Origin of the sequence: Streptomyces sp. WG7 (genome assembly GCF_049975785.1) — a bacterium.
Lineage (GTDB): Bacteria > Actinomycetota > Actinomycetes > Streptomycetales > Streptomycetaceae > Streptomyces.
In genome coordinates this window covers 1-21,488 of sequence record NZ_JBNGGE010000025.1, presented here as the reverse complement: position 1 = coordinate 21,488, position 21,488 = coordinate 1, and the positions used below count along the sequence as shown (strand labels likewise).

Sequence of the window (21,488 nt, the reverse complement as noted above, 5' to 3'; positions counted from 1 at the left end):
GGAGTCGTCCACGTCATGGCCGTCCGTACCGCTGTCCGTGCCGCCGTCGTACCCGCCGTAGGCGCCCCGCTGGAGGTCACCGGGATCGAGCTGCCCGAGCCCGGTCCGGGGCAGGTCCGGGTGAAGCTCGCCGCCGCCGGGGTCTGCCACTCCGACCTGTCCCTGTCCAACGGCACCATGCGGGTGCCGCTGCCCGCCGTCCTCGGCCACGAGGGCGCCGGCACGGTCCTCGCCGTCGGCGAGGGCGTCAGCCACATCGCCCCCGGCGACGACGTCGTCCTCAACTGGGCCCCGTCCTGCGGCGCCTGCCACGCCTGCTCGCTCGGGGAGGTCTGGCTGTGCGCGGGCGCCCTGGCCGGCGCCGCGAACACGCACGCCCGCCGCGCCGACGACGGCACCGGTCTGCACCCCGGCCTGAACGTCGCCGCGTTCGCCGAGGAGACGGTGGTGGGCGCCGACTGCGTCCTGCCCAGCCCCGACGGCATCCCGCTCACCGACGCCGCCCTGCTCGGCTGCGCCGTCCTCACCGGTTACGGCGCCGTGCACCACGCGGCGAAGGTCCGCGAGGGCGAGACGGTCGCCGTGTTCGGCGTCGGCGGAGTGGGCCTCGCCACGCTCCAGGCGGCCCGGATCGCGGGCGCCTCGAAGATCGTCGCCGTCGACGTCTCCCCCGAGAAGGAGGGCCTGGCCCGCGCCGCCGGCGCCACCGACTACCTGATCGCCTCCGACACCACCGCCCGCGAGATCCGCGCCCTCACCGGCAAGCAGGGCGTCGACGTCGCCGTCGAGTGCGTCGGCCGCGCGGTCACCATCCGCACCGCCTGGGAATCCACCCGGCGCGGCGGACGCACCACGGTCGTCGGCATCGGCGGCAAGGACCAGCAGGTCACCTTCAACGCCCTGGAGATCTTCCACTGGGGCCGCACCCTGTCCGGCTGCGTCTACGGCAACGCCGACCCGGCCCGGGACCTCCCGGTGCTGGCCGAGCACGTGCGGGCGGGACGCCTGGACCTCGGCGCCCTGGTGACGGAGCGCATCGCGCTGGACGGCATCCCGGCGGCCTTCGAGAACATGCTGGCGGGCAAGGGCGGGCGGGCGCTGGTGGTGTTCTGACGCCGGTCCGCGTCCACCCGCCGCGGTTCCGGAGCGGACTCGGCCCCCTCCGGAACCGCCCCGCGCGCTTCCTCGACCGCGACACCGCCACGCCCGCCGGGCACGGCGCGCCGCCCACACGGGTGAGCGGCCCCGGCACCTCGCCCAGGGCCGGCCAGCACATCAGCGACGACGAGCGCGGGCACCGCGGACGTGGTCGCTGACCGGGAACCGAGCTCAGCGCAGCCCCACCGGGTCGATACCGAGCAGCTCGGACAGCGCGTCCTCGCCCGCCGGCGTCACCTTCACCGCCCGCCCGGAGCCGATGCGTACGCACCAGCCCGTGTCCAGGGCGTGCCGGCACAGGGCGGCGCCCGCGACGCCCGCGAGATGGGGCCGGCGCTCGGTCCAGTCGAGGCAGGCCCGGGCCAGCGGACGGCGACCGGTGGGCTTCAGCGCGATCCCGGCGTCCTGGAACCAGCCGAGCCCCGCGTCGGTGAGCGCGAAGCCGGTGTCCTGGCGCAGCAGCCCGCGCCCGGTCAGCGCGTCGGTGACCGTGATGCCGAGGCGCCCGGCGAGGTGGTCGTAGCAGGTGCGGCCCCGGGCCATCGCCGAACCGGCGCCGGCTGCCCGCAGTGTGCGCGGACGCCGCGCAGCGGCCTCGGGCGCGACCTGTGCGGCCAGGTCCTCGACCAGCTGTGCGACCCGCTCGTCGGCCAGCCGTACGTACCGGTGCCGCCCCTGCCGCTCCTCGGTGAGCAGTCCGCCCGCGACGAGCTTGCCCAGGTGCTCGCTCAGCGTGGAGGCGGCGACTCCCGCGTGCCGGGCCAGCTCACCGGCGGTCCACGCCCGCCCGTCGAGCAGTGCCAGCAGGCACGCGGCCCTGGTCTCGTCGGCGATCAGCCCGGCCAGCCGCGCGAGTCCGGGCGCTTCGGCGTCCTTGTCGGTCATGCGTTCCAGGATGCGGTACGCGTCGTTCGGCGGACGCCGAAGTGTCCTCAGGTGCCCCGCGCCACCTGCGCGTACTGCTGCGCCAGCCCGTCCAGCAGCGCCGTCAGTCCGGTCTCGAAGGCCCGCTCGTCGATCTTCTCCTGCTGCTCGGCCAGGAGGTGGGCCTGCTGGAGGTGCGGGTAGTCGGCGGGGTCGTAGGCGCCGGCGTCGCCCACGAAGCCTCCGGCGAAGGAGCCGAGCGCCGAGCCCATGACGAAGTACCGCATCAGCGCGCCGATGGACGTGGCCTGGGCCGGGGGCCAGCCCGCCGCGACCATCGCGCCGTAGACGGCGTCCGCGAGGTGCAGCGCGGCCGGGCGGCGGCCGGGGCCGTGGGCCAGTACCGGGACGATGTGGGGGTGGTCGCGCAGGGCCGCCCGGTAGGAGACGGCCCAGTCGTGCAGCGCGGTCCGCCAGTCCCGGCCGTCCTCGAACATCGTCAGGTCGACCTGCGCGCTCACCGAGTCGGCGACCGCCTCCAGGATCTCGTCCTTGGTGCGGAAGTGGTTGTAGAGCGAGGGCCCGCTGACACCCAGCTCCGCGGCGAGCCGGCGCGTGGAGACGGCCGCGAGGCCCTCCGCGTCGACCAGCGCCCGGGCCGTCTCGACGATCCGGTCGGTGCTGAGCAGGGGCTTGCGCGGTCGGGCCATGGCGCACATAGTAGGGCTGCGAGCAGAAACTAGCAGTGCTAATTTAAATGTACGGCTTTCAAGATTTCTTTCCTGTGGGGTGACTCGGCATGAACCTGGAGCTCAGCGAGGAGCAGACCGCCGTACGGCAGCTCGCCCGGGACTTCGTGGAGCGCGAGATCGCCCCGCACGCCGTCGCCTGGGACCGGGCCGAGGAGGTGGACCGGTCCCTCGTGAAGAAGCTCGGCGAGGTCGGCTTCCTCGGGCTCACCGTCGACGAGGAGTACGGCGGCAGCGGCGGCGACCACCTCGCGTACTGCCTGGTCACGGAGGAACTGGGCCGCGGCGACAGCTCCGTGCGCGGGATCGTGTCGGTCTCCCTCGGCCTGGTCGCCAAGACCATCGCCGCCTGGGGCGACGAGGAGCAGAAGCGGCGCTGGCTGCCGGGGCTCACCTCCGGCGAGTACGTCGGCTGCTTCGGCCTCACCGAGCCCGGTACGGGGTCGGACGCCGGGAACCTCTCCACCCGCGCCGTCCGCGACGGCGACGACTACGTCGTCAACGGCACCAAGATGTTCATCACCAACGGCACCTGGGCCGACGTGGTGCTGCTCTTCGCCCGCTCCACGGACGCCCCCGGCCACAAGGGCGTCTCCGCCTTCCTGGTCCCCACCGACACGCCCGGTCTGACCCGCCGGACCATCCACGGCAAGCTCGGGCTGCGCGGCCAGGCCACCGCCGAACTGGTCCTCGAGGACGTCCGCGTCCCCGCCTCCGCGATGCTGGCCCCCGAGGGCAAGGGCTTCTCGGTCGCCATGTCGGCCCTCGCCAAGGGGCGGATGTCGGTCGCGGCCGGCTGCGTGGGCATAGCCCAGGCCGCGCTCGACGCGGCCGTGAAGTACGCGGGCGAGCGCGAGCAGTTCGGGAAGACCATCGCCCACCACCAGCTGGTGCAGGAGCTGATCAGCGACATCGCCCTCGACGTGGACGCGGCCCGGCTGCTGACCTGGCGGGTCGCCGACCTGATCGACCGCGGGCGGCCCTTCACCGTCGAGTCCTCCAAGGCCAAGCTGTTCGCCTCGGAGGCCGCCGTCCGCGCCGCCAACAACGCCCTCCAGGTCTTCGGCGGCTACGGCTACATCGACGAGTACCCGGCCGGCAAGCTGCTGCGCGACGCCCGCGTGATGACCCTCTACGAGGGCACCAGCCAGATCCAGAAGCTGGTCATCGGGCGGGCGCTGACCGGCGTTTCGGCCTTCTGAGCGCGAGACGTCCCGGCCCGCTGAGTGCGAGACACCGCGGCCTTCTGAGTACGAGAACTGAGTACGCCGGCGGATGTGGCGGGGGCCACATCCGCCGACCCTTGTCCGTATGAGTGACACACCCGTCAAGCAGCAGAGCACGACGGCCTTCTACGGGCAGGCCGTGGCCTCGTTCGCGGTCGCGATGATCGCCACCGCCGTCGGCATCTACAACCTCCAGGCCGACGCCTGGGTCCGTGCCTTCCTCGCCGTCGCCGTCCTGTACCTCGTCACCTCGGCCTTCACGCTGGCCAAGATCATCCGTGACCGCCAGGAGGCCGGGCAGATAGTGAGCCGCGTCGACCAGGCCCGGCTGGACAAGCTCCTCGCCGAGCACGACCCGTTCGAGAAGCTGGGCTGACGTGCCCGCCGGGGCCGCCCCTAAGCGCCCGCTCAGCTTCGGCGGTATGGTGGTGCCCCTGTCACCGAGAGGGGCGAGCAAGCGATGAGTACGGCGGCCGAGACGACGGGCGGCGAAACCGAGCCGTGGGAAGAGGTCACCCCGGACGCGGCCCGGCGGCTCCTGGTCGCCGCGGTGGAGGCCTTCGCCGAGCGCGGGTACCACGCGACCACGACCCGCGACATCGCCGGGCGGGCCGGTATGAGCCCGGCCGCGCTCTACATCCACTACAAGACCAAGGAAGAGCTGCTCCACCGCATCAGCCGGATCGGCCACGACCGCGCGGTCGCCATCCTGCGGACGGCGGCCCAGGGCGAGGGCAGCGCCACCGAGCGGCTCGCCGACGCCGTGAGCTCCTTCGTGCGGTGGCACGCCGGGCGCCGCACGACGGCGCGGGTGGTGCAGTACGAGCTGGACGCGCTCGGGCCGGAGGCCCGCGACGAGATCCTCGCGCTGCGCCGGCAGGTCGACGCCGAGGTGCGCGGGATCATCGACGACGGTGTCGCGTCGGGCGAGTTCGACGTGCCGGACGTGAAGGGAACGACGCTCGCCGTGCTGTCGCTCTGCATCGACGTCGCCCGCTGGTTCAACGTGAACGGCCCCCGGACGCCCGACGAGGTCGGCGCGCTCTACGCCGACCTCGTGCTGCGGATGGTGGGAGCCGCACCCTCCGGCGAGGCTCAGAGGTAGTAGCGGGAGACCGACTCGGCGACGCACACGGGCTTGTCGCCGCCCTCGCGCTCCACGGTGAAGGCGACGGCCACCTGGATCCCTCCCTGGACGTCCTCGACGCCGGTGATCGTCGCCGTGGCGCGCAGTCGCGAGCCGACCGGGACGGGGGAGGGGAAACGGACCTTGTTGGTGCCGTAGTTGACGCCCATCTTCACGCCCTCGACCTGGATGAGCTGCGGCCCGAAGAGTGGGAGCAGCGACAGGGTCAGATAACCGTGCGCGATGGTGGTGCCGAAGGGCCCCGCGGCGGCCTTCTCCGGGTCCACGTGGATCCACTGGTGGTCGCCGGTCGCCTCCGCGAACAGGTCGATCCGCTTCTGGTCGACGTCCAGCCAGTCGGTGTACCCCAACCGCTCGCCCACCGCCGCCTTCACGTCGTCGGCGGATGTGAAGATCCTCGGCTCTGCCATGTCCCGGCCTCTCTGCTCGCTCGACCTACTCGCTCGACCTGCTCGCCACAAAGCTAAGCGACTGCTTAGCATGGTCGCCCGGGGGGCCCGTGTCAACGGACCGGAGGCATCCGCGCGGGTGACCGGGTCGGTAGGGTCCGAGGGGTGCCTCAGATTCCCGAGAAGATCCACGAGCTCACGGTCGGCCAGCTCGCCGCGCGCAGCGGCGCCGCCGTCTCCGCCCTGCACTTCTACGAGTCCAAGGGCCTGATCCACAGTCGCCGCACGTCGGGCAACCAGCGCCGCTTCAGCCGTGACGCGCTGCGCCGGGTCGCCTTCGTGCGCGCGGCGCAGCGCGTCGGCATCCCGCTCGCCACGATCCGCGAAGCGCTCGCCGAACTGCCGGAGGGGCGCACCCCCACCGAGGACGACTGGGCCCGGCTCTCCGCGTCCTGGCGTTCCGAACTGGACGAGCGGATCAAGCAGTTGAACCGACTGCGCGACCACCTCACCGACTGCATCGGCTGCGGCTGCCTCTCCCTGGACACCTGTGTCCTGTCCAACCCCGACGACGTGTTCGGCGAACGCGGCGCCGGCTCCCGTCTGCTGGTGGAACGGGCCAAGGGGGCCACCGCCACCCCCGCGGCCCGGCGCACGCCGCCCGCCCGGGAGCCGGACGCGGACGCCCGGTGCTGCGACCGGCCGACGGGCTGACCAGGCCGCGCAGGCTCGTGCGGGCTCTTTTTGAACGAATTCAAAAAACTTCGCCGTCCTTGATCGCGAGCCGGTAGGATCCGGTCACCCGCCATGGGCATGGCAGGGCAAGGGGAGGATCCAGTGAAACGTCACGGCTTGGTGCGGGGGGCTTTCGCCACCGTCATGGGCGTCGCTCTGACCGTGGGCGGTCTGATGCCGCAGGCGTCGAGTGCCGCGGCCGGCGAACCGGTACCCGGCGAGGTGGTGGTCCCGGCGGCCCCCCAGACGGACCCGGTGTACGCGCGGACCTATCTGTCCGCCCAGTCACGCGATTTCCGGGCGGATTCCGCCGGCGCCGAGGGCGTCTTCTACGCGCGGGACGGGAAGGTCGCCCACGTCCGGTACGCGGACGGCCGCAGCACACCGGTCCCGTTGCCCACCGAGTCCGGGACGGCCGTCCGCGGCACCGGCGCCGACACACTGGCCTTCCTGCGCGACGGAGAGGTCGAACTCCGCGGCGCGGACGGGAGTTCACGCCGCGTGACGATCCCCGAGGGGCTGAAGACGGCCGCGGTCTTCGGCTCCACCGTGGTCGCCTACGAGCCGGTCACCCAGCCGGACGGGAGGGTGACGGCGGAATCGATGCACCTGCTGTCGCCCCGGCCGGACGGGACGACCCGGAATCTGCCCCTGTCCGACCCCGCCGGCCACCCCCTGGGGGTGTTCGGCGGCGACGGGTCGGGCCTCGTCGTGGCGGCGAAGGCCCAGGACGGGCAGCGGCGCTTCGGCATCGCCTCGACGGCGACGGGCCAGGTCGAGGCCATGAGCCCGCCGGTCCCCGACAGCTTCTCCCGGGTGAAGCTCTCGCCCGAGTACCTGGCGGCCTACAGCCCGGACGAGGGGAACCAGAAGATCCTCGTGTTCTCCCGGAGCGATCTCTCGGCTCCGTACACCGAGGTCACGCTGGACGGCCTCGACTCCCCCCATCACGACTTCGCCGTCGTCGGCGACTGGCTGGTCCACCAGAACGGCATCCGCCTGGATGCGGCGCCGATCGCCGGCGGCCCCGTCGTCACCCTGCTCCGCGAGTTCCGGGGCGGAATAGCCGCCGGGCCGGACGGCACCGCGGCGATCGTCGGCGGCGGTGACGCCATCGACTGGGGGGTCCGGCACATCGCGGCGGACACCACGGGCAAGCCGGTGGCGGCCTTGGTGAAGCGGTTGCCGCGGCCGGCGGACATCCAGGGGCTGGCACTCGCCCAGGGCCGGCTGTCCGTGGTCGACAACAGTGGCTTCAGCCGTTACCAGTACGTCCGCTCCGTCAGTACCTCCGGGGCGCCGGCCTACGGCGAGCGGTCCAGGCTCACGGACTTCCCGCTGGCCGACTGCGCGGCCGACGACGTCGCCTGCGCGGAGTACCGGGCCCTCGGGGACGGGCGGTTCATGCGCCGCGAGGGCGGCTACTACATGATCAACGGCCCGGAGAGCGGCGACTTCGAAGCCCCGTACCTCGGCGACGGCCGCCTCGTGGACGTCAACGGCGACTACCTCGTCCACGCCTCCGCCGGTGCCACGGGCGAGCTGCAGGTGTACTCGCTCCGGGCCGAGCGGGTCATCGGGAAGCGGCCGGCCGGCGCGGCCGCCCTGTGGGGTTCCTGGCTGTGGAAGCCGGGGACGGAGAACGGCCACGTCACGGCCGAGGACCTGGCGACCGGCAAGCAGGTCCAGTCGGTGGACACCGGCGCTCCGTGCGTGCCCCGGGAACTGCAGGCCGTGGGCCGCTGGCTGTACTGGAGCTGCGGCGCGGACGGACCGGCCGGCGTCCACGACCGTACGGCGAAGACCTCGCTGCCGGTCCCGACGGGGGAGGCCCTGCTCGGCGACGGCTACGTCGTCACCCACGACCAGGCGGCCGGACAGCTGGTCCTCACCGGCGCCGACAGCGCCCACCCGGTCAGTCGCGTCATCGGTTCCCTGCCCGGCACCGGTGTCTCACAGCGTCACATCCGCTGGAGCGTGGACCGCTTCGGTGGCCACGTGGCCTATGCCGACGCCGACGAGCGCGTCCACATCGTCCCGACGGGCATCGGCGCCCAGCCCCTGTCGGTGCTGAGCCGGTACGCCGGCGACCACGTCGAGGCGTCCGAGACCGGTTCCCGGATGCTGCGGCTCCTGTTCAGCAAGCCCGTCGGCGAGTGGTCCCTCACCGCGCGGCACGCCACCACCGGCAAGGTCTCCGTCCTGGACTCCGGGCCGGAGGCACGCGGCGAGGTGGAGCTCTTCTGGACCGGCCGTGACAAGGCCGGCGACCTGATGCCCAACGGGCAGTACACCTGGACCCTGAACGCCCCGCCCGCCGACGGCGTCGGCCCGGCGGTCCAGCAGACCGGCAGCGTCGTGCTGACCCACGGCCTGTCCACGGCCACCTCCAGGTTCCGGGTGAACGAGCCGCTGCGGGCCATGGACACGCGCACCGGAACCGGCGTCCGCAAGGGCAAGGTCGGCTCCGGAGGCACGGTGACCCTCCAGCTCCCCGAGCGCGACGACCTCCTCCCGGCCGACAAGGTGACCGCGGTGGCCATGAACGTGACCGCCACCGCCCCGACGGCCTCCACCTACATCTCGGTCTACCCGTCCGGCACCGCCCGCGGCAGCGCGTCCCACCTCAGCGTGCCCGCCGGAGCGACCGTGCCCAACACGGTGGTCGTCCCCGTCGAGGACGGAAAGGTCACCTTCTACAACCACGCCGGGACCGTCGACCTCATCGCCGACATCACCGGTTACTACACCGAGGAGGACGGCTCCCTCTACGAGCCCCTGCGTCCCACCCGTCTGCTGGACACCCGCAGCGGCCTCGGCGCGCGCAAGGCCAAGGTGCAGGCACACCACACGGTGCCCCTCACCGTCACCGGCCGCGGCGGGGTGCCCACCGAGGACGTCACGGCGGTCGTGCTGAACGTGACGGCGACCAACGCCACCACCTCGACCGTCGTGTCCGTCGTCCCGTCCGAGGGCGTGGTGGACTGGCAGGGGCCGTCGAACCTGAACATGACGCCGGGTCAGACCGTGTCGAACCTCGTCGTCGCCCCCGTGCGCGACGGCGAGATCCACCTGTACAACCACTCCGGATCGGTCGATCTCATCGCCGACGTCGCCGGCTACTACACCAGCTCGAACCTCGGCTCCCTCTACGAGCCGCTGGCCCCGGCCCGCGCCATGGACACCCGGTACGGCACCGGCGTCACCAAGGGCAAGGTCGGCTCCGGCGACACGGTGACCCTTCAGGTCGCCGGCCGGGACGGCGTCCCCGCCACGGGTGTGACGGCGGTCGTGCTGAACGTGACGGCGACCAACGCGACCTCGTCCACGTTCATCTCGGTCTACCCCTCGGGAACGGCCCGCACCAGCGCGTCCACCATGAACCCGACGGCGGGACGGACCGTGGCCGGCCTCGTCGTGGTCCCGGTGGTCGACGGCAAGGTCACCTTCTACAACCACGCGGGCACGGTCGACCTGATCGCCGACGTGCAGGGCTTCTACGCCCCGTAGGGACGGCTCCGCCCGGGTCGCCGCACAGCACGCCTCGCGCGTTCTGCGCGGCGACACCCGTCGCCGTGCGGCCGGGCCCCGCCGGCGCCGGGTCGCACGGCGGGGCGCCCCCTAGGCCGACATGAGCAGCGGCCGTCCCCGTCTGGCGGCCGCCAGTGCCTCGGGGGTCAGGACGGGGCGCGGGACCAGGATGCCGCAGTCCGCGCAGACCGGGCCCGTGGACGGCTCGTGGTCGAGGTCGTACTTCCAGAGCAGGTGGCCCCCGTCGCAGACCGGGCACACCGCCCCCGGCTCGCGCTCCAGCGCGGAGATCAGCCGGCGCAGCACCTCCGCCAGCGGCCCGTCCGGATGGACCGCGGGATCGTCGCACCAGGCGACACCGAAACCGCCCCAGGTCAGCCGGTGCCAGTCGTCCACGCTGCCCGGCCTGCGCAGCCCGTCGTGCTTCTCCTTCCTGCGCCGCTCGGCGAACCCGGCCTCGTAGGCCAGCCACACCGAACGCGCCTCCTCCAGTTCCTCCAGCGCGGCCACGAGCCGCGCCGGGTCGGGGGAGCGGTCCTCGAGGCCGAACCCGGCCCGGGAGCACAGATGGTCCCAGGTCGCCCTGTGCCCGTAAGGAGCGAACCGCTCAAGGCACTTGCGCAGCGAATAGCGCCGTAGCGCCAGGTCGCACCGCGGATCGCGGACCTGTCTCGCCAGACTCCGGAAACCGGCCATCGCCCTGCACCTCCGTCACACCTGCACCTGTACTTCGGTTACTGCGGCGTCGTCGTAAGGACGTCGCCGAATAGACGTATCGACACGCGATTCGGCTCCATCCGATTTCCGATGCCCCTCATAAGCCGTTCCACCCGCTCCGAAAAGTGACGCGTGTTCATCTTCCAACTCGGGGATACCGGCGGTGACGTCCGGCTCGTCCCCGGTCGGGAGGAGCTGCCGTGCCACGGTGCACCCCAGGCAATGCCCTCGACGGACTGAGAACTCCCCGCGGCTTCCACGGGTTCCTGAAGGGGGCGTCCGTATGCGCCCTCGTCGCCGGTCTTTTGGCGCCGCTTTCCCCCGCGCTGGCCACCGGAACGGGCCTCACCTCGGAGAAAGCCGCAGAAACGACCGCCGGGAACGCCACTGGAAGGAACACCGAAAAGATCTCCGGAAAGCACGCCGGAGCGATGGCCGACGACCACTGAGGCGGCCGGTGTTCCGACGTCCCGCCACCCGGTCGGAACGGTGATGCCGCCCTCGCCCGGATCCTCGTCAGCCAGGCCTTCGGCACGCGGCCCGCCCACGCCGAGGACCGGCTCGGGCCCTGTGCCGACCTCGCCGCAGGTGCGGTGACGTGACCACCGTCCGCGACAAGAAGACCGGTGAGCCGCTCGTCACCGGCACCACCCGCTACGGCACCGAGTCCGGCGCCGGTCACGCGGCGGCCCGGGAGGCGTCCGTGGGGGCGGCGTTGTTCGCCGGCCCGGCCACGACGGGCGCCGCCGGGTCCAAGGGCCGCTGCTCTCGGCGAGTACGTCCTGACCGGCCACAAGGACGGCCTCACCGACGCCGGCACCGTCGAGCACTTCGAGCGCACCGACCTGACCGCACCGACCCGACCGCGCCGGCCTCCGTCATGGGCTCCCCGGCGGCGAGCACACCGCCGGCGGCCACCCGGTCGACCCGCCGGCAGGTCGTGGAGTTCACCGGTCGCCGGCAGCGGGCCACGACTCCCGCCGGAAAAGCGGGAGTCGCGCGTCGCGCGGACCGGTCGGGGCAGGGGCCAGGTCCCGCCGGTGACCGGCCGGCGCCCGGGTCAGCGGTAGAGCAGGTACTGGCGGCGCGTCCTTCGGAACGCCGCCAGTTCGCTCTCCCAGCCGCCCGCCACCTCGTCGGTGTCCGCGCCCGCGTCGATCATCGTGCGTACCCGGGCGGAGCCGGTGAGCTTGTCGATCCAGTTGTCCGACCGCCAGGCGAAGCCGTCCCAGGTCTGTTTCGCGGTCACCAGGAGGGCGATCCCGGTGCGGACCGGGTCGAAGGCGGCCCGGTCGTGCACATGGAGCTGCACACCCCCGACGGTCTTCCCCTGGAACTTGGAGAACGTGGGCGCGAAGTACGCCTCCCGGAAGCGCACGCCGGGCAGGCCGAGCGCGTTCGCGGCGGCGGCCCAGTCCCCGTCGATGCCCTCGGCCCCGATCAGCTCGAAGGGGCGGGTGGTGCCGCGCCCCTCCGACAGGTTCGTTCCCTCGAACAGGCAGGTGCCCGAGTAGACGAGGGCGCACTCCGGCGTCGGCATGTTCGGACTCGGCGGCACCCAGGGCAGCCCGGCGGCGTCGTAGAACTCCGAGCGCCGCCAGCCGGACATCGTCACGGTCTCCAGCGACACCGGTGCCGTCAGGAACTCCCCGTTGAACAGCCGTGCCAGCTCGGCGACCGTCATGCCGTGCGCCTGCGCGACGGGCTTGCGGCCGACGAAGGTCGCGAACTCCTCGTGCAGGACCGGGCCGAGGGCCGCCCGCCCGGTCACCGGATTCGGCCGGTCCAGGACCACGAACCGCTTGCCCGCGAGCCGGGCCGCCTCCATGCAGTCGAACAGCGTCCAGATGTACGTGTAGAAGCGCGCGCCGACGTCCTGGATGTCGAAGACGACGGTGTCCACGCCGGACGCCGTGAAGACGTCCGCGAGCGGCTGCCCGCTCTTCAGGTACGTGTCGTAGACCGGCAGGCCGGTCGCGGGGTCGTCGTGGCGGCCCTCGGAGCCGCCCGCCTGCGCGGTGCCGCGGAAGCCGTGCTCGGGGCCGAAGACGGCGGTCAGGTCCACGCGGTCGTCGGCGTGCATGACGTCCACGATGTGACGCACGTCCCGGGTGACGCCGGTCGGGTTGGTGACGACGCCGACCTTCTGCCCGTCGAGCAGGGCGTAGCCGTCGTCGGCGAGGCGCTCGAAGCCGGTGCGGAGCCGGCGGCCGCCGTGGCCCCCGGCCGCCGCCTGCGCCGTGCCGGCCGCGACGGCCGTGGTGGTGGCCGCCACCGCGGCCGTGGTGGCGAGCAGGGTCCGTCTGGACAGCGTCATGCGGTGACCTCCGTGATCGCGGCGGGTGTCATGCGCACGCACGCTAACCCGCGCTCCCTGCCACACGGAACGAGTCGGACCCCGGTTCACCTCTTTCGTCGTACATACCGACTGGTTAGTCTGGCGTTGCAGCAGGCCCACGCACGTGGCGTCGCAGCCGTGTCGAAGGAGACCGATGGTGGAAGCCGTGCAGGATGCCGGAGTCGTCGTCACCGGGGCGGGAGGCGGCATCGGCGCCGCGCTGGCCCGCCGCTTCGCCGCCGAGGGAGCCCGGGTCGTCGTCAACGACCTGGACGCCGACCGGGCGAAGGCCGTCGCCGACGAGATCGGCGCCGTCGCGGTCCCGGGCGACGCCTCCGCGATCGTCGCCGAGGCGCGTGAGGCGCTGGGCGGCACGGTCGACGTGTACTGCGCCAACGCGGGTGTCGGCTCCGGCGGTTCGCAGGCGGCCGAGGAGGCCGTCTGGGCGCTCGCCTGGGACGTCAACGTCATGGCCCACGTACGGGCGGCCCACGAACTGATCCCCGACTGGCTGGAGCGCGGCAGCGGCCGCTTCGTCTCCACCGTCTCGGCCGCCGGACTCCTCACCATGATCGGCGCCGCGCCCTACAGCGTCACCAAGCACGGCGCGTACGCCTTCGCCGAGTGGCTGTCGCTCACGTACCGCCACCGCGGGATCAAGGTCCACGCCATCTGCCCGCAGGGCGTGCGCACCGACATGCTCACCGCGAGCGGCAGCGCGGGCGACCTGGTGCTCGCGCCGACCGCCGTCGAACCCGCGGACGTGGCGGACGCCCTCTTCAAGGGCATCGAGGAGGACCGCTTCCTGATCCTGCCGCACCCCGAGGTCGCCGCGTACTACCAGGCCCGAGCCGCCGAGCCCGAACGCTGGCTGCGCGGCATGAACCGCCTCCAGCGGCAGTGGGAGGAGGCGACCGCCCGGTGACCGGCTCCCGTTACGCGGCCAGGCCCTGGCTGGACCTGCTGACCGACGCCCAGAAGGCCCCGCTCGACCCGGAGGCCTCCCTGGTGCACGCCCTGCGCCGGGCCGCGGCCGCAGCCCCCGACCGCGCCTTCCTCGCCTACTTCGACGGCCGCCTCACCTACCGCGAGGTGGACGAGCTGAGCGACTCCGTCGCCGGGCACCTCGCCGCGCGCGGCCTGGAGCGCGGCGAGCGGGTCGCGGTCCTGCTGCAGAACTCCCCGCACTTCGTGCTCGCCGTCCTCGGCGCCTGGAAGGCCGGCGCGGTCGTCGTGCCCGTCAATCCCATGTACAAGTCGGGGGAGGTCGGCCACGTCCTGCGGGACGGCGAGGTCGCCGCGCTGATCTGCTCCGACCGGGCCTGGGAGTCGTACCTGCGCGAGACGGCGGGCGGCACGCCCGTACGGATCGTCCTCACCGGGTGCGAGCTGGACTTCCAGACCCGCCAGGACGCGCGCGTGCTGACCTTCGAGCGGCTGCCGGGCGCCACCGACGCCGACGACCTCACCCAGGCCGCCCGCGCCGGTCACCCGGCACCCGAGGGCCGCGCCCCGGAGCCCGGCGACACCGCGCTCATCAGCTACACCTCGGGCACCAGCGGCACACCCAAGGGCGCCACCAACACGCACCGCAACATCATGTACAACGCCGAACGGCAGCGCACCGGGCTCGGCCTGCCCGAGGCGCCGGTCTACTTCGCGCTGGCGCCGCTGTTCCACATCACCGGCATGGTCTGCGAGTTCGGGGCCTGCCTGAACAGCGCGGGCACGCTCGTCCTCGCCTACCGCTTCGAGCCGGGCGTCGTGCTCGACGCGTTCGCCGAGCACCGGCCGCACTACACCGTCGGCCCGTCCACCGCCTTCATGGCGCTGGCCGCCCACCCGTCCGTCACCCGCGGGCACTTCGCCTCCTTCGCGAACATCTCCTCCGGGGGCGCCCCGCTGCCGCCCGCCCTGGTGGAGAAGTTCCGCGCGGGCTTCGGGCCGTACATCCGCAACGGTTACGGGCTGACCGAGTGCACCGCGCCGTGCGCCTCGGTCCCGCCGCACCTGGAGGCGCCCGTCGACCCGGTCTCCGGAACCCTCGCCGTCGGCGTGCCCGGCCCCGAGAGCGTCGTCCGGATCGTCGACGAGCAGGGCGCCGAGGTGCCCTTCGGGGAACAGGGCGAGATCGTCGTGAGCGGCCCGCAGGTCGTCCCCGGCTACTGGCGGCGCCCCGACGCCACCGCCGAGACCTTCCCCGGCGGCGAGCTGCGCACCGGCGACGTCGGCTTCATGGACGCCCAGGGGTGGCTCTACGTCGTCGACCGCAAGAAGGACATGATCAACGCCGCCGGGTTCAAGGTCTGGCCGCGCGAGGTCGAGGACGTCCTCTACACCCACCCGGCGGTACGCGAGGCCGCCGTCGTCGGCGTGCCCGACGGGTACCGCGGGGAGACCGTCAAGGCGTACATCAGCCTCCGTCCGGGTGCCGAGGCGGCCCCGGACGCACTCGCCGCGTACTGCGAGGAGAGACTGGCCGCCTACAAGTACCCGCGCCAGGTGGAGATCCTGCCCGACCTGCCGAAGACGGCGAGTGGGAAGATCCTCCGTCGGGAACTGCGTTCCCGTACGCGACAGGACGAACAGGAACGGCCACTGAACGGCCGCTGAAAAGGAAAGGCAGGTGACGGCAGTGCCCAGGACCACGGACGGGGACGGCACTCCGGTGCCGCAGCGGCTCCTGGCCGCCGCCACCCGGCTCTTCGCGGAGCAGGGCTACGACCGCACCTCGGTACAGGAGATCGTGGAGGCGGCCGGCGTCACCAAGGGAGCGCTGTACCACTACTTCGGCTCCAAGGACGACCTCCTGCACGAGGTCTACGCGCGCGTGCTGCGCCTCCAGCAGGAGCGCCTGGACGCCTTCGCGGAATCCGACGAGCCGGTCGAGAAGCGGGTACGGGAGGCGGCGGCCGACGTCGTCGTCACGACCATCGACAACCTCGACGACGCGTCGATCTTCTTCCGTTCCATGCACCAGCTGAGCCCGGAGAAGAACAAGCAGGTACGCGCGGAGCGCCGGCGCTACCACGAACGCTTCCGCGCGCTCATCGAGGAGGGCCAGCAGGCCGGCGTCTTCACCAAGGAGTCCCCGGCCGACCTGGTGGTGGACTACCACTTCGGCTCCGTCCACCACCTCTCCACCTGGTACCGCCCCGACGGCCCGCTCGGCCCGCAGGAGGTCGCCGACCACCTGGCCGACCTGCTGCTGCGGGCACTGCGCCCGTGAGGTGACGGCCCCCCGGGTGCCGGGGGCGCCGCCTCGCTCAGAGGTCAGAGAAGGTCAGAGGTACTTCTTGATCTCCCGGCGTGCCAGCGACCGCTGGTGGACCTCGTCCGGGCCGTCGGCGATCATCAGGGTCCGGGCACCGGCGTAGAGCTCGGCCAGCGGGAAGTCCTGGCTCACGCCGCCCGCGCCGTGCAGCTGGATCGCCCGGTCGATGATGTCGACCACCGCGCGGGGCGTGGCGATCTTGATGGCCTGGATCTCGGTGTGGGCGCCCTTGTTCCCGACCGTGTCCATCAGCCAGGCGGTCTTCAGCACCAGCAGCCGCAGCTGCTCGACGGTGACGCGCGCGTCCGCGATCCAGTTGTGCACGACGCCCTGCTGGGCCAGCGATTTGCCGAAGGCCTCGCGGGACACCGCCCGGCGGCACATCAGCTCGATCGCCCGCTCGGCCATGCCGATCAGCCGCATGCAGTGGTGGATGCGGCCCGGACCGAGGCGGGCCTGGGCGATGGCGAAGCCGCCGCCCTCCTCGCCGATCAGGTTGGAGACCGGCACGCGCGCGTGGTCGAAGGTCACTTCCGCGTGACCGCCGTGGTAGTGGTCCTCGTACCCGAAGACCTGCATGGCCCGGTCGACGGTGACGCCGGGCGTGTCGCGCGGCACCAGCACCATGGACTGCTGACGGCGGATGTCCTCGCCGTCCGGGTCGGTCTTGCCCATCACGATGAAGATCCTGCAGTCCGGGTTCATCGCCCCGGAGATGTACCACTTGCGGCCGGTGATGACGTACTCGTCGCCGTCCCGCTCGATGTGCGTGGTGATGTTCGTGGCGTCCGAGGAGGCCACGTCCGGCTCGGTCATCGCGAACGCCGAGCGGATCTCACCGGCGAGCAGCGGCTGGAGCCACTGCTTCCGCTGCGCCTCGTCGGCGAACTGGGCCAGCACCTCCATGTTCCCGGTGTCGGGAGCCGCGCAGTTCGTCGCCGTCGGGGCCAGCTGCGGGCTGCGGCCGGTGATCTCGGCGAGCGGCGCGTACTGGAGGTTGGTGAGGCCGGCGCCGTGCTCGGCGTCGGGCAGGAAGAGGTTCCACAGGCCCTGGCGGCGGGCCTCGGCCTTCAGGTCCTCCACGACCTGCGGGGTGTCCCAGGGGGAGGCGAGCCGGGCGCGCTGCTCGTGGGCGACCTGCTCGGCGGGGTAGACGTACTCGTCCATGAAGGCGAGCAGTTTGGCGCGGAGTTCCTCGGTGCGTGCGTCGAACGCGAAGTCCATGGCGGGTCAGCCCTTCTGAAGGGTGGTCAGGCCGTGCTCGATGAAGACGGGGACGAGGTCGCCGATGCGGTCGAAGCCGCGGCCGACCGTCTGGCCCAGCGTGTAGCGGTAGTGGATGCCCTCCAGGATCACGGCGAGCTTGAACCAGGCGAACGCCGTGTACCAGGCGACGGCGGACACGTCGCGCCCCGAGCGCGCGGCGTACCGCTCGATCAGCTCGGCGGGGGCGGGGTGGCCGGGGGCCTGCGCCGTGGTGGAGACGGGCGAGTCGGGCATGCCGAGCGGCATGCTGTACATCACCAGCAGGCCCAGGTCGGTGAGCGGGTCGCCGAGGGTGGACATCTCCCAGTCGAGGACGGCCCTGATCTCGTCGTGTTCGCCGCCGATCAGGACGTTGTCGAGGCGGTAGTCGCCGTGCACGACGGTCGCGGCGGGGGAGCGGGGCAGCTCCCGGCCGAGCGTGGCGTGCAGCTCGTCGATGCCGGCCAGGTCGCGGTTGCGGGAGGCGTCCAGCTGCTTGGCCCAGCGCCGCAGCTGCCGGTCCAGGAAGCCCTCGGGGCGGCCGAAGTCCGCGAGACCCACCTCGGCGGGGTCCACCGCGTGCAGGTCGACGAGCGTGTCGACCAGGTTCAGCACGGCGGCCCGGGTGCGCTCGGGCCCGAGCGGGGCGAGCTGCTCGGCGGTGCGGTAGGGGGTGCCCTCGACGAACTCCATGACGTAGAAGGGCGAGCCGATGACCTCGTCGTCCTCGCAGAGGAGAACGGGACGCGGCACCGGTACGTTCGTCGGGTGCAGGGCGCTGATGACGCGGTGCTCGCGCTTCATGTCGTGCGCGGTGGCCAGGACGTGGCCGAGCGGGGGGCGCCGTACGACCCAGCGGGCGGTACCGTCCGAGACCGCGTAGGTGAGGTTCGACCGTCCGCCCTCGATCAGCCGGCCGGACAGCGGGCCGGTCACCAGGCCGGGCCGCTCGCGGTCGAGCAGGCCGCGCAACCGGTCGAGATCGAGTCCGGGCGGGTGGTCGGGGCTCATCGTCGCTCCTACGGGCAGGCGAACAGTACCCGAGTCATGATGCCGACCAGTCGGTATGCCGTCCAGTGGGGGAGCGGAACGTGATCGGCGCCACGGCGTGCCGACGGCTCCCGGCGCGGGGGCGCGGGAGCCGTCGGCGGGGCGGGCGGCGGAGCGGAGTGCCCGTGGGTCAGTGGTCGTCCCAATGGCCGTCGTGCGCGGCGTGCCGGTGGCCGTCGTGGAGGTAGTCGACGTGGTCGCCGTGACGCACGCGCGCGTGCCCGCAGCCCTCGCCGTGCCGGTGGTCGTGGCTCTCGTGCGCGGTGTGCCCGGAGGGCTCGCACTCGTCCCAGTGGCTGCCGTGCTCGCGGTGCAGGTGCCCGTCGTGCGCGTAGTCGACGTGGTCGCCGTGGGGCACCCGCGTGTGGCCGCAGTCGGGGCCGTGCACGTGGTCGTGGGCGGTGTGTTCCTGGTGGAGAGTCGTCATGGCGCTCACCTTAACGGTGTATATCCGGACATTCGGCTTGCGTGGCGTCCGGGTACCCCGGAGGGTCGGAGCCATGAAGGCGATCAGTTACGCACGGTACGGCGGCCCCGAGATGCTGGAGTACGCGGACGTCCCCGATCCACGCGTCGGCCCCGACTCGGTGCTCGTGAAGGTGCGGGCCGCCGCCGTCAATCCCGTCGACTGGAAGTGCCGTGACGGCCACCTCGACGCGATCCTCCAGCCCGTCTTCCCCGTGATCCCGGGGTGGGACGTCTCGGGGGTCGTGGTGCGGCCCGGGGCCGCCGTCACGGAGTTCGCCGCCGGGGACGAGGTGATCGGCTACGTCCGCGAGGACTTCCTCTCCCGCGGGACCTTCGCCGAGTACGTGGCGGCGCCCGTGCGCACCCTCGCGCGCAAACCCCGCAACCTTTCCTACGAGGAGGCCGCCGGGCTGCCGCTGGCCGGGCTGACCGCGTACCAGGTGCTGGTGAAGGCGCTGCGGGTGAAGCGGGGCGAGACCGTCCTCGTGCACGCCGCCGCGGGCGGGGTCGGCTCGATCGCCGTGCAACTGGGGAGGCATCTGGGGGCGCGGGTCATCGGGACGGCGAGCGAGGGCAACCACGACTTCGTGCGCGGGCTGGGCGGGGAGCCGGTGGCGTACGGGGAGGGGCTGGCCGAGCGGGTGCGCGGGCTGGCGCCCGAGGGCGTGGACGCCGTGTTCGACACGGTCGGCGGCGAGGCGCTGAGGGTCTCGGCGAACCTGCTGGCCACCGCGGGCCGGCTGGCGTCGATCACCGACACGGACGTCGTCGGCCACGGCGGGCGGTACTGCTTCGTACGCCCCGACGCCGAGGACCTGTCGCGGCTGGCCGAGCTGGCGGAGCAGGGGGTCGTGACCGTGCACGTGTCGGAGACGTTCCCCCTGGAACGGGCGGCGGACGCGCACCGGCGGAACCAGGAGGGGCGGACGCGGGGGAAGATCGTGGTGACGGTGGACTGGGAGTAGGGGCGGGTCCCGGCCCGTTAGCGGTATCGGCCCCCTAGCGGGTCCCCGGCCCCCAACGGGTCCTGGCCCCCTAGCGGGTCCCCGGCCCCCAACGGGTCCCGGCCCCCTAGAGGACGAGGAACGCGCCGCACACCGCCAGCGCCACCGTGCACAGGGCCGCCGCCGTGGCGTACGGCGGGGTCAGGGCGCGGGGCCGGTTCGCCGAGGCGAGGGTGCGGATGCGGTCGTGGGCGATGGCCAGGAAGGCCAGCCAGAGGGCGCAGCACAGGGCGGCGGCGACGACCGAGGCGGGCGTCGCGCCGCCGTGCAGCGCGGTCTTCCCGGCGAGCACGGCGACGACGGTGCCGGACAGCGTCGTACGGCGCCAGGCGAGCCGGGTGCGCTCGGGCTGGAGCCCGGGGTCGCGCTCCGGGCCGGCCGGTGCGGCGTCCGCGTCCGCGCCCGCGTCGGCGCCCACGCTCAGCCCTCCCAGCCGACGAGTACCACGACGACCATCGCGACGGCGACCACGGCGACGACCAGGCTGAGCAGGGCGGGGAAGCGCGAGACGGGGAGGTCCTCGCCGCGGCGCATGGCCCGTTCGCAGCGCACCCAGTGGTTCACGGCACGCAGCGAGCACAGGGCGCCCGACGCGAGCAGTGCGAGTGCCAGCCCCACCCGCCAGCCCCAGCGCAGGTCGGGCAGGAACTGGTCCACCGCGAACCCGCCGCCGACCAGGGCGAGAGCGGTGCGCAACCAGGCCAGGAAGGTGCGCTCGTTCGCCAGCGAGAACCGGTAGTCGGGGGTGCCGCCCTCCCGCCGGATCTCTCCGGGCGCCAACCAGAGCCGGGCGTTCCGCACGAATTCGATCACTTGGGGACCTTATCGGGTGGGGGCGGCACGCCTACGGCGGCCTGTGCGGGTGCCCGAACGCCCCGGCGGCGGAACAGACCGCCCTCCTGCCTCACTCCCGACGGGCACGCAGTCGCGCGTACGCCGACAACCCGTCCGGCACCCACTCCCACTCCCCGAGCCGCCGCTCCAGCTCCGCCTCCTCGAGGAACCCGTGCCAGGCCACCTCCTCCGCCTGCGGGGCGACCGGCCCCGCGCAGCGGACCTCGTACACCGCCGACCACCAGGTCCGCCCGGCGCCGTCGTCGTACAGGAACGTGAAGAGGTGCTCCGGGCGCGGCAGCCCCGTCACCCCCAGTTCCTCCTCCGCCTCCCGCAGCGCCGCGTCGTCGTAGGACTCGCCCGCGCCCACCACCCCGCCGACGAACATGTCGTACAGGGAGGGGAACACCAGCTTCGTCGCCGTACGGCGGTGGACGAAGACGCGTCCCTGGGCGTCCCGGGCCCACACGAAGACGCAGCGGTGGCGCAGCCCCCGGGCGTACGCGTCGCCCCGCCGGGCCTGCCCGACGACGCGGTCGTTCTCGTCGACGATGTCGAGGATCTCGTCAGCAGCGCTCATGCCGTCCATCCAAGCAGCGGCCGCCCGGTTCGGCGCCGCTGCGGGGCCCGGCCCCGGCAGGCGATGCCCGCAACCGGCCGGGGGGGGGGGGCGGGGGGGGGGGGGGGGGGGGGGGAGGGCGCAACCCCCCCACCACCCCCCCCCCCCCCCCCCCGCACCGCCCCGCCGGGGGGGGGGGG

At 73.0% G+C, this 21,488-nt stretch carries 21 protein-coding genes and 1 pseudogene; 11 read left to right on the top strand and 11 right to left on the bottom strand.

The features are described 5' to 3' along the window. The first annotated feature begins 15 nt into the window (after nucleotides 1-15). Entirely contained in the window at nucleotides 16-1,113 is a 1,098-nt protein-coding gene (locus ACP4J0_RS23165; protein WP_426600582.1) for a zinc-binding dehydrogenase, read from the top strand. Between the two features lie 216 nt (nucleotides 1,114-1,329). Here ACP4J0_RS23165 and ACP4J0_RS23160 read toward each other — a convergent pair whose 3' ends face one another. Further along, on the bottom strand, nucleotides 1,330-2,043 hold the full coding sequence (locus ACP4J0_RS23160; RefSeq protein WP_426600581.1) for an ArsR/SmtB family transcription factor: 714 nt from the start codon (nucleotides 2,041-2,043) through the stop codon (nucleotides 1,330-1,332). A gap of 47 nt (nucleotides 2,044-2,090) precedes the next feature. Next, nucleotides 2,091-2,732 (bottom strand): TetR/AcrR family transcriptional regulator, encoded by a 642-nt coding sequence (locus tag ACP4J0_RS23155; RefSeq protein ID WP_426518506.1) that lies wholly within the window; start codon nucleotides 2,730-2,732, stop codon nucleotides 2,091-2,093. A gap of 89 nt (nucleotides 2,733-2,821) precedes the next feature. Here ACP4J0_RS23155 and ACP4J0_RS23150 point away from each other — a divergent pair, with 89 nt between their 5' ends. The 3 genes from ACP4J0_RS23150 (at nucleotide 2,822) to ACP4J0_RS23140 (ending at nucleotide 5,102) form a co-directional block, all read left to right on the top strand. After that, complete coding sequence (locus ACP4J0_RS23150; protein WP_426600580.1) at nucleotides 2,822-3,973, top strand: acyl-CoA dehydrogenase family protein; 1,152 nt, start codon at nucleotides 2,822-2,824, stop codon at nucleotides 3,971-3,973. 109 nt (nucleotides 3,974-4,082) lie between these two features. After that, complete coding sequence (locus ACP4J0_RS23145) at nucleotides 4,083-4,373, top strand: YiaA/YiaB family inner membrane protein (protein ID WP_426600579.1); 291 nt, start codon at nucleotides 4,083-4,085, stop codon at nucleotides 4,371-4,373. 84 nt (nucleotides 4,374-4,457) lie between these two features. After that, a complete protein-coding gene (locus ACP4J0_RS23140; RefSeq protein WP_426600578.1) occupies nucleotides 4,458-5,102 on the top strand; it encodes a TetR family transcriptional regulator in 645 nt (214 codons plus the stop codon). Here ACP4J0_RS23140 and ACP4J0_RS23135 read toward each other — a convergent pair. After that, nucleotides 5,093-5,554, bottom strand: a complete 462-nt coding sequence (locus ACP4J0_RS23135) for a MaoC family dehydratase (protein WP_426600577.1) — start codon at nucleotides 5,552-5,554, stop codon at nucleotides 5,093-5,095. The two genes, ACP4J0_RS23140 and ACP4J0_RS23135, sit on opposite strands and share 10 nt — an antisense overlap. Before the next feature lie 144 nt (nucleotides 5,555-5,698). On the opposite strand from ACP4J0_RS23135, the gene soxR reads away from it, so the two are divergent. After that, nucleotides 5,699-6,247: a redox-sensitive transcriptional activator SoxR gene (gene soxR, locus ACP4J0_RS23130; protein WP_426600576.1), complete on the top strand. Its 549-nt coding sequence runs from the start codon at nucleotides 5,699-5,701 to the stop codon at nucleotides 6,245-6,247. Nucleotides 6,248-6,412: 165 nt separating this feature from the next. Then, nucleotides 6,413-9,778 carry a hypothetical protein gene (locus tag ACP4J0_RS23125; RefSeq protein ID WP_426600575.1) on the top strand — a complete coding sequence of 1,122 codons (3,366 nt, stop codon included), beginning with the start codon at nucleotides 6,413-6,415 and terminating at the stop codon, nucleotides 9,776-9,778. Between the two features lie 111 nt (nucleotides 9,779-9,889). Here ACP4J0_RS23125 and ACP4J0_RS23120 read toward each other — a convergent pair whose 3' ends face one another. Continuing rightward, complete coding sequence (locus ACP4J0_RS23120) at nucleotides 9,890-10,495, bottom strand: hypothetical protein (RefSeq protein ID WP_426600574.1); 606 nt, start codon at nucleotides 10,493-10,495, stop codon at nucleotides 9,890-9,892. Between the two features lie 221 nt (nucleotides 10,496-10,716). On the opposite strand from ACP4J0_RS23120, the pseudogene ACP4J0_RS23115 reads away from it, so the two are divergent. After that, a pseudogene (locus ACP4J0_RS23115) lies at nucleotides 10,717-11,370 on the top strand (penicillin acylase family protein); the annotation flags it as partial. A gap of 206 nt (nucleotides 11,371-11,576) precedes the next feature. Here ACP4J0_RS23115 and ACP4J0_RS23110 read toward each other — a convergent pair. Further along, on the bottom strand, nucleotides 11,577-12,833 hold the full coding sequence (locus ACP4J0_RS23110; protein WP_426600573.1) for an exo-beta-N-acetylmuramidase NamZ family protein: 1,257 nt from the start codon (nucleotides 12,831-12,833) through the stop codon (nucleotides 11,577-11,579). Between the two features lie 175 nt (nucleotides 12,834-13,008). On the opposite strand from ACP4J0_RS23110, the gene ACP4J0_RS23105 reads away from it, so the two are divergent. The 3 genes from ACP4J0_RS23105 to ACP4J0_RS23095 are packed head-to-tail and all read left to right on the top strand — an operon-like array spanning nucleotide 13,009 to nucleotide 16,083. Further along, on the top strand, nucleotides 13,009-13,779 hold the full coding sequence (locus tag ACP4J0_RS23105) for an SDR family oxidoreductase (RefSeq protein WP_426600572.1): 771 nt from the start codon (nucleotides 13,009-13,011) through the stop codon (nucleotides 13,777-13,779). Continuing rightward, entirely contained in the window at nucleotides 13,776-15,467 is a 1,692-nt protein-coding gene (locus tag ACP4J0_RS23100; RefSeq protein ID WP_426600571.1) for a class I adenylate-forming enzyme family protein, read from the top strand. Before ACP4J0_RS23105 ends, ACP4J0_RS23100 begins: the two co-directional genes overlap by 4 nt. A gap of 22 nt (nucleotides 15,468-15,489) precedes the next feature. Beyond that, on the top strand, nucleotides 15,490-16,083 hold the full coding sequence (locus ACP4J0_RS23095) for a TetR/AcrR family transcriptional regulator (RefSeq protein WP_426518528.1): 594 nt from the start codon (nucleotides 15,490-15,492) through the stop codon (nucleotides 16,081-16,083). A 54-nt stretch (nucleotides 16,084-16,137) separates the two neighbouring features. On the opposite strand, the gene ACP4J0_RS23090 is transcribed toward ACP4J0_RS23095, so the two are convergent. The 3 genes from ACP4J0_RS23090 to ACP4J0_RS23080 form a co-directional block, all read right to left on the bottom strand. Continuing rightward, entirely contained in the window at nucleotides 16,138-17,352 is a 1,215-nt protein-coding gene (locus ACP4J0_RS23090) for an acyl-CoA dehydrogenase (protein ID WP_426600570.1), read from the bottom strand. A gap of 6 nt (nucleotides 17,353-17,358) precedes the next feature. Continuing rightward, nucleotides 17,359-18,384: a phosphotransferase family protein gene (locus ACP4J0_RS23085; RefSeq protein WP_426600569.1), complete on the bottom strand. Its 1,026-nt coding sequence runs from the start codon at nucleotides 18,382-18,384 to the stop codon at nucleotides 17,359-17,361. 169 nt (nucleotides 18,385-18,553) lie between these two features. After that, nucleotides 18,554-18,850 carry a hypothetical protein gene (locus ACP4J0_RS23080; RefSeq protein ID WP_426600568.1) on the bottom strand — a complete coding sequence of 99 codons (297 nt, stop codon included), beginning with the start codon at nucleotides 18,848-18,850 and terminating at the stop codon, nucleotides 18,554-18,556. Nucleotides 18,851-18,923: 73 nt separating this feature from the next. Here ACP4J0_RS23080 and ACP4J0_RS23075 point away from each other — a divergent pair, with 73 nt between their 5' ends. After that, nucleotides 18,924-19,856 (top strand): NADP-dependent oxidoreductase, encoded by a 933-nt coding sequence (locus ACP4J0_RS23075; protein WP_426600567.1) that lies wholly within the window; start codon nucleotides 18,924-18,926, stop codon nucleotides 19,854-19,856. 106 nt (nucleotides 19,857-19,962) lie between these two features. Here ACP4J0_RS23075 and ACP4J0_RS23070 read toward each other — a convergent pair whose 3' ends face one another. From ACP4J0_RS23070 to ACP4J0_RS23060, 3 genes are all read right to left on the bottom strand, one after another. After that, nucleotides 19,963-20,313 carry a DUF202 domain-containing protein gene (locus ACP4J0_RS23070; protein WP_426600566.1) on the bottom strand — a complete coding sequence of 117 codons (351 nt, stop codon included), beginning with the start codon at nucleotides 20,311-20,313 and terminating at the stop codon, nucleotides 19,963-19,965. Nucleotides 20,314-20,315: 2 nt separating this feature from the next. Then, nucleotides 20,316-20,708 (bottom strand): YidH family protein, encoded by a 393-nt coding sequence (locus ACP4J0_RS23065; protein ID WP_426600564.1) that lies wholly within the window; start codon nucleotides 20,706-20,708, stop codon nucleotides 20,316-20,318. Between the two features lie 91 nt (nucleotides 20,709-20,799). Beyond that, nucleotides 20,800-21,309: an NUDIX hydrolase gene (locus ACP4J0_RS23060; RefSeq protein ID WP_426600563.1), complete on the bottom strand. Its 510-nt coding sequence runs from the start codon at nucleotides 21,307-21,309 to the stop codon at nucleotides 20,800-20,802. Nucleotides 21,310-21,488: the final 179 nt, after the last annotated feature.

What these genes read in the sequence shown, in the direction of transcription:
- ACP4J0_RS23145 (WP_426600579.1), top strand. Translation starts at nt 4,083, where the DNA reads ATGAGTGACACACCCGTCAAGCAGCAGAGCACGACGGCCTTCTACGGG.
- ACP4J0_RS23165 (WP_426600582.1), top strand. Translation starts at nt 16, where the DNA reads ATGGCCGTCCGTACCGCTGTCCGTGCCGCCGTCGTACCCGCCGTAGGC.
- ACP4J0_RS23110 (WP_426600573.1), bottom strand. Translation starts at nt 12,833, where the DNA reads ATGACGCTGTCCAGACGGACCCTGCTCGCCACCACGGCCGCGGTGGCG.
- ACP4J0_RS23075 (WP_426600567.1), top strand. Translation starts at nt 18,924, where the DNA reads ATGAAGGCGATCAGTTACGCACGGTACGGCGGCCCCGAGATGCTGGAG.
- ACP4J0_RS23140 (WP_426600578.1), top strand. Translation starts at nt 4,458, where the DNA reads ATGAGTACGGCGGCCGAGACGACGGGCGGCGAAACCGAGCCGTGGGAA.
- ACP4J0_RS23120 (WP_426600574.1), bottom strand. Translation starts at nt 10,495, where the DNA reads ATGGCCGGTTTCCGGAGTCTGGCGAGACAGGTCCGCGATCCGCGGTGC.
- ACP4J0_RS23090 (WP_426600570.1), bottom strand. Translation starts at nt 17,352, where the DNA reads ATGGACTTCGCGTTCGACGCACGCACCGAGGAACTCCGCGCCAAACTG.
- ACP4J0_RS23135 (WP_426600577.1), bottom strand. Translation starts at nt 5,554, where the DNA reads ATGGCAGAGCCGAGGATCTTCACATCCGCCGACGACGTGAAGGCGGCG.
- ACP4J0_RS23085 (WP_426600569.1), bottom strand. Translation starts at nt 18,384, where the DNA reads ATGAGCCCCGACCACCCGCCCGGACTCGATCTCGACCGGTTGCGCGGC.
- ACP4J0_RS23125 (WP_426600575.1), top strand. Translation starts at nt 6,413, where the DNA reads ATGGGCGTCGCTCTGACCGTGGGCGGTCTGATGCCGCAGGCGTCGAGT.
- ACP4J0_RS23150 (WP_426600580.1), top strand. Translation starts at nt 2,822, where the DNA reads ATGAACCTGGAGCTCAGCGAGGAGCAGACCGCCGTACGGCAGCTCGCC.
- ACP4J0_RS23160 (WP_426600581.1), bottom strand. Translation starts at nt 2,043, where the DNA reads ATGACCGACAAGGACGCCGAAGCGCCCGGACTCGCGCGGCTGGCCGGG.
- ACP4J0_RS23060 (WP_426600563.1), bottom strand. Translation starts at nt 21,309, where the DNA reads ATGAGCGCTGCTGACGAGATCCTCGACATCGTCGACGAGAACGACCGC.
- ACP4J0_RS23080 (WP_426600568.1), bottom strand. Translation starts at nt 18,850, where the DNA reads ATGACGACTCTCCACCAGGAACACACCGCCCACGACCACGTGCACGGC.
- ACP4J0_RS23105 (WP_426600572.1), top strand. Translation starts at nt 13,009, where the DNA reads ATGGTGGAAGCCGTGCAGGATGCCGGAGTCGTCGTCACCGGGGCGGGA.
- ACP4J0_RS23155 (WP_426518506.1), bottom strand. Translation starts at nt 2,732, where the DNA reads ATGGCCCGACCGCGCAAGCCCCTGCTCAGCACCGACCGGATCGTCGAG.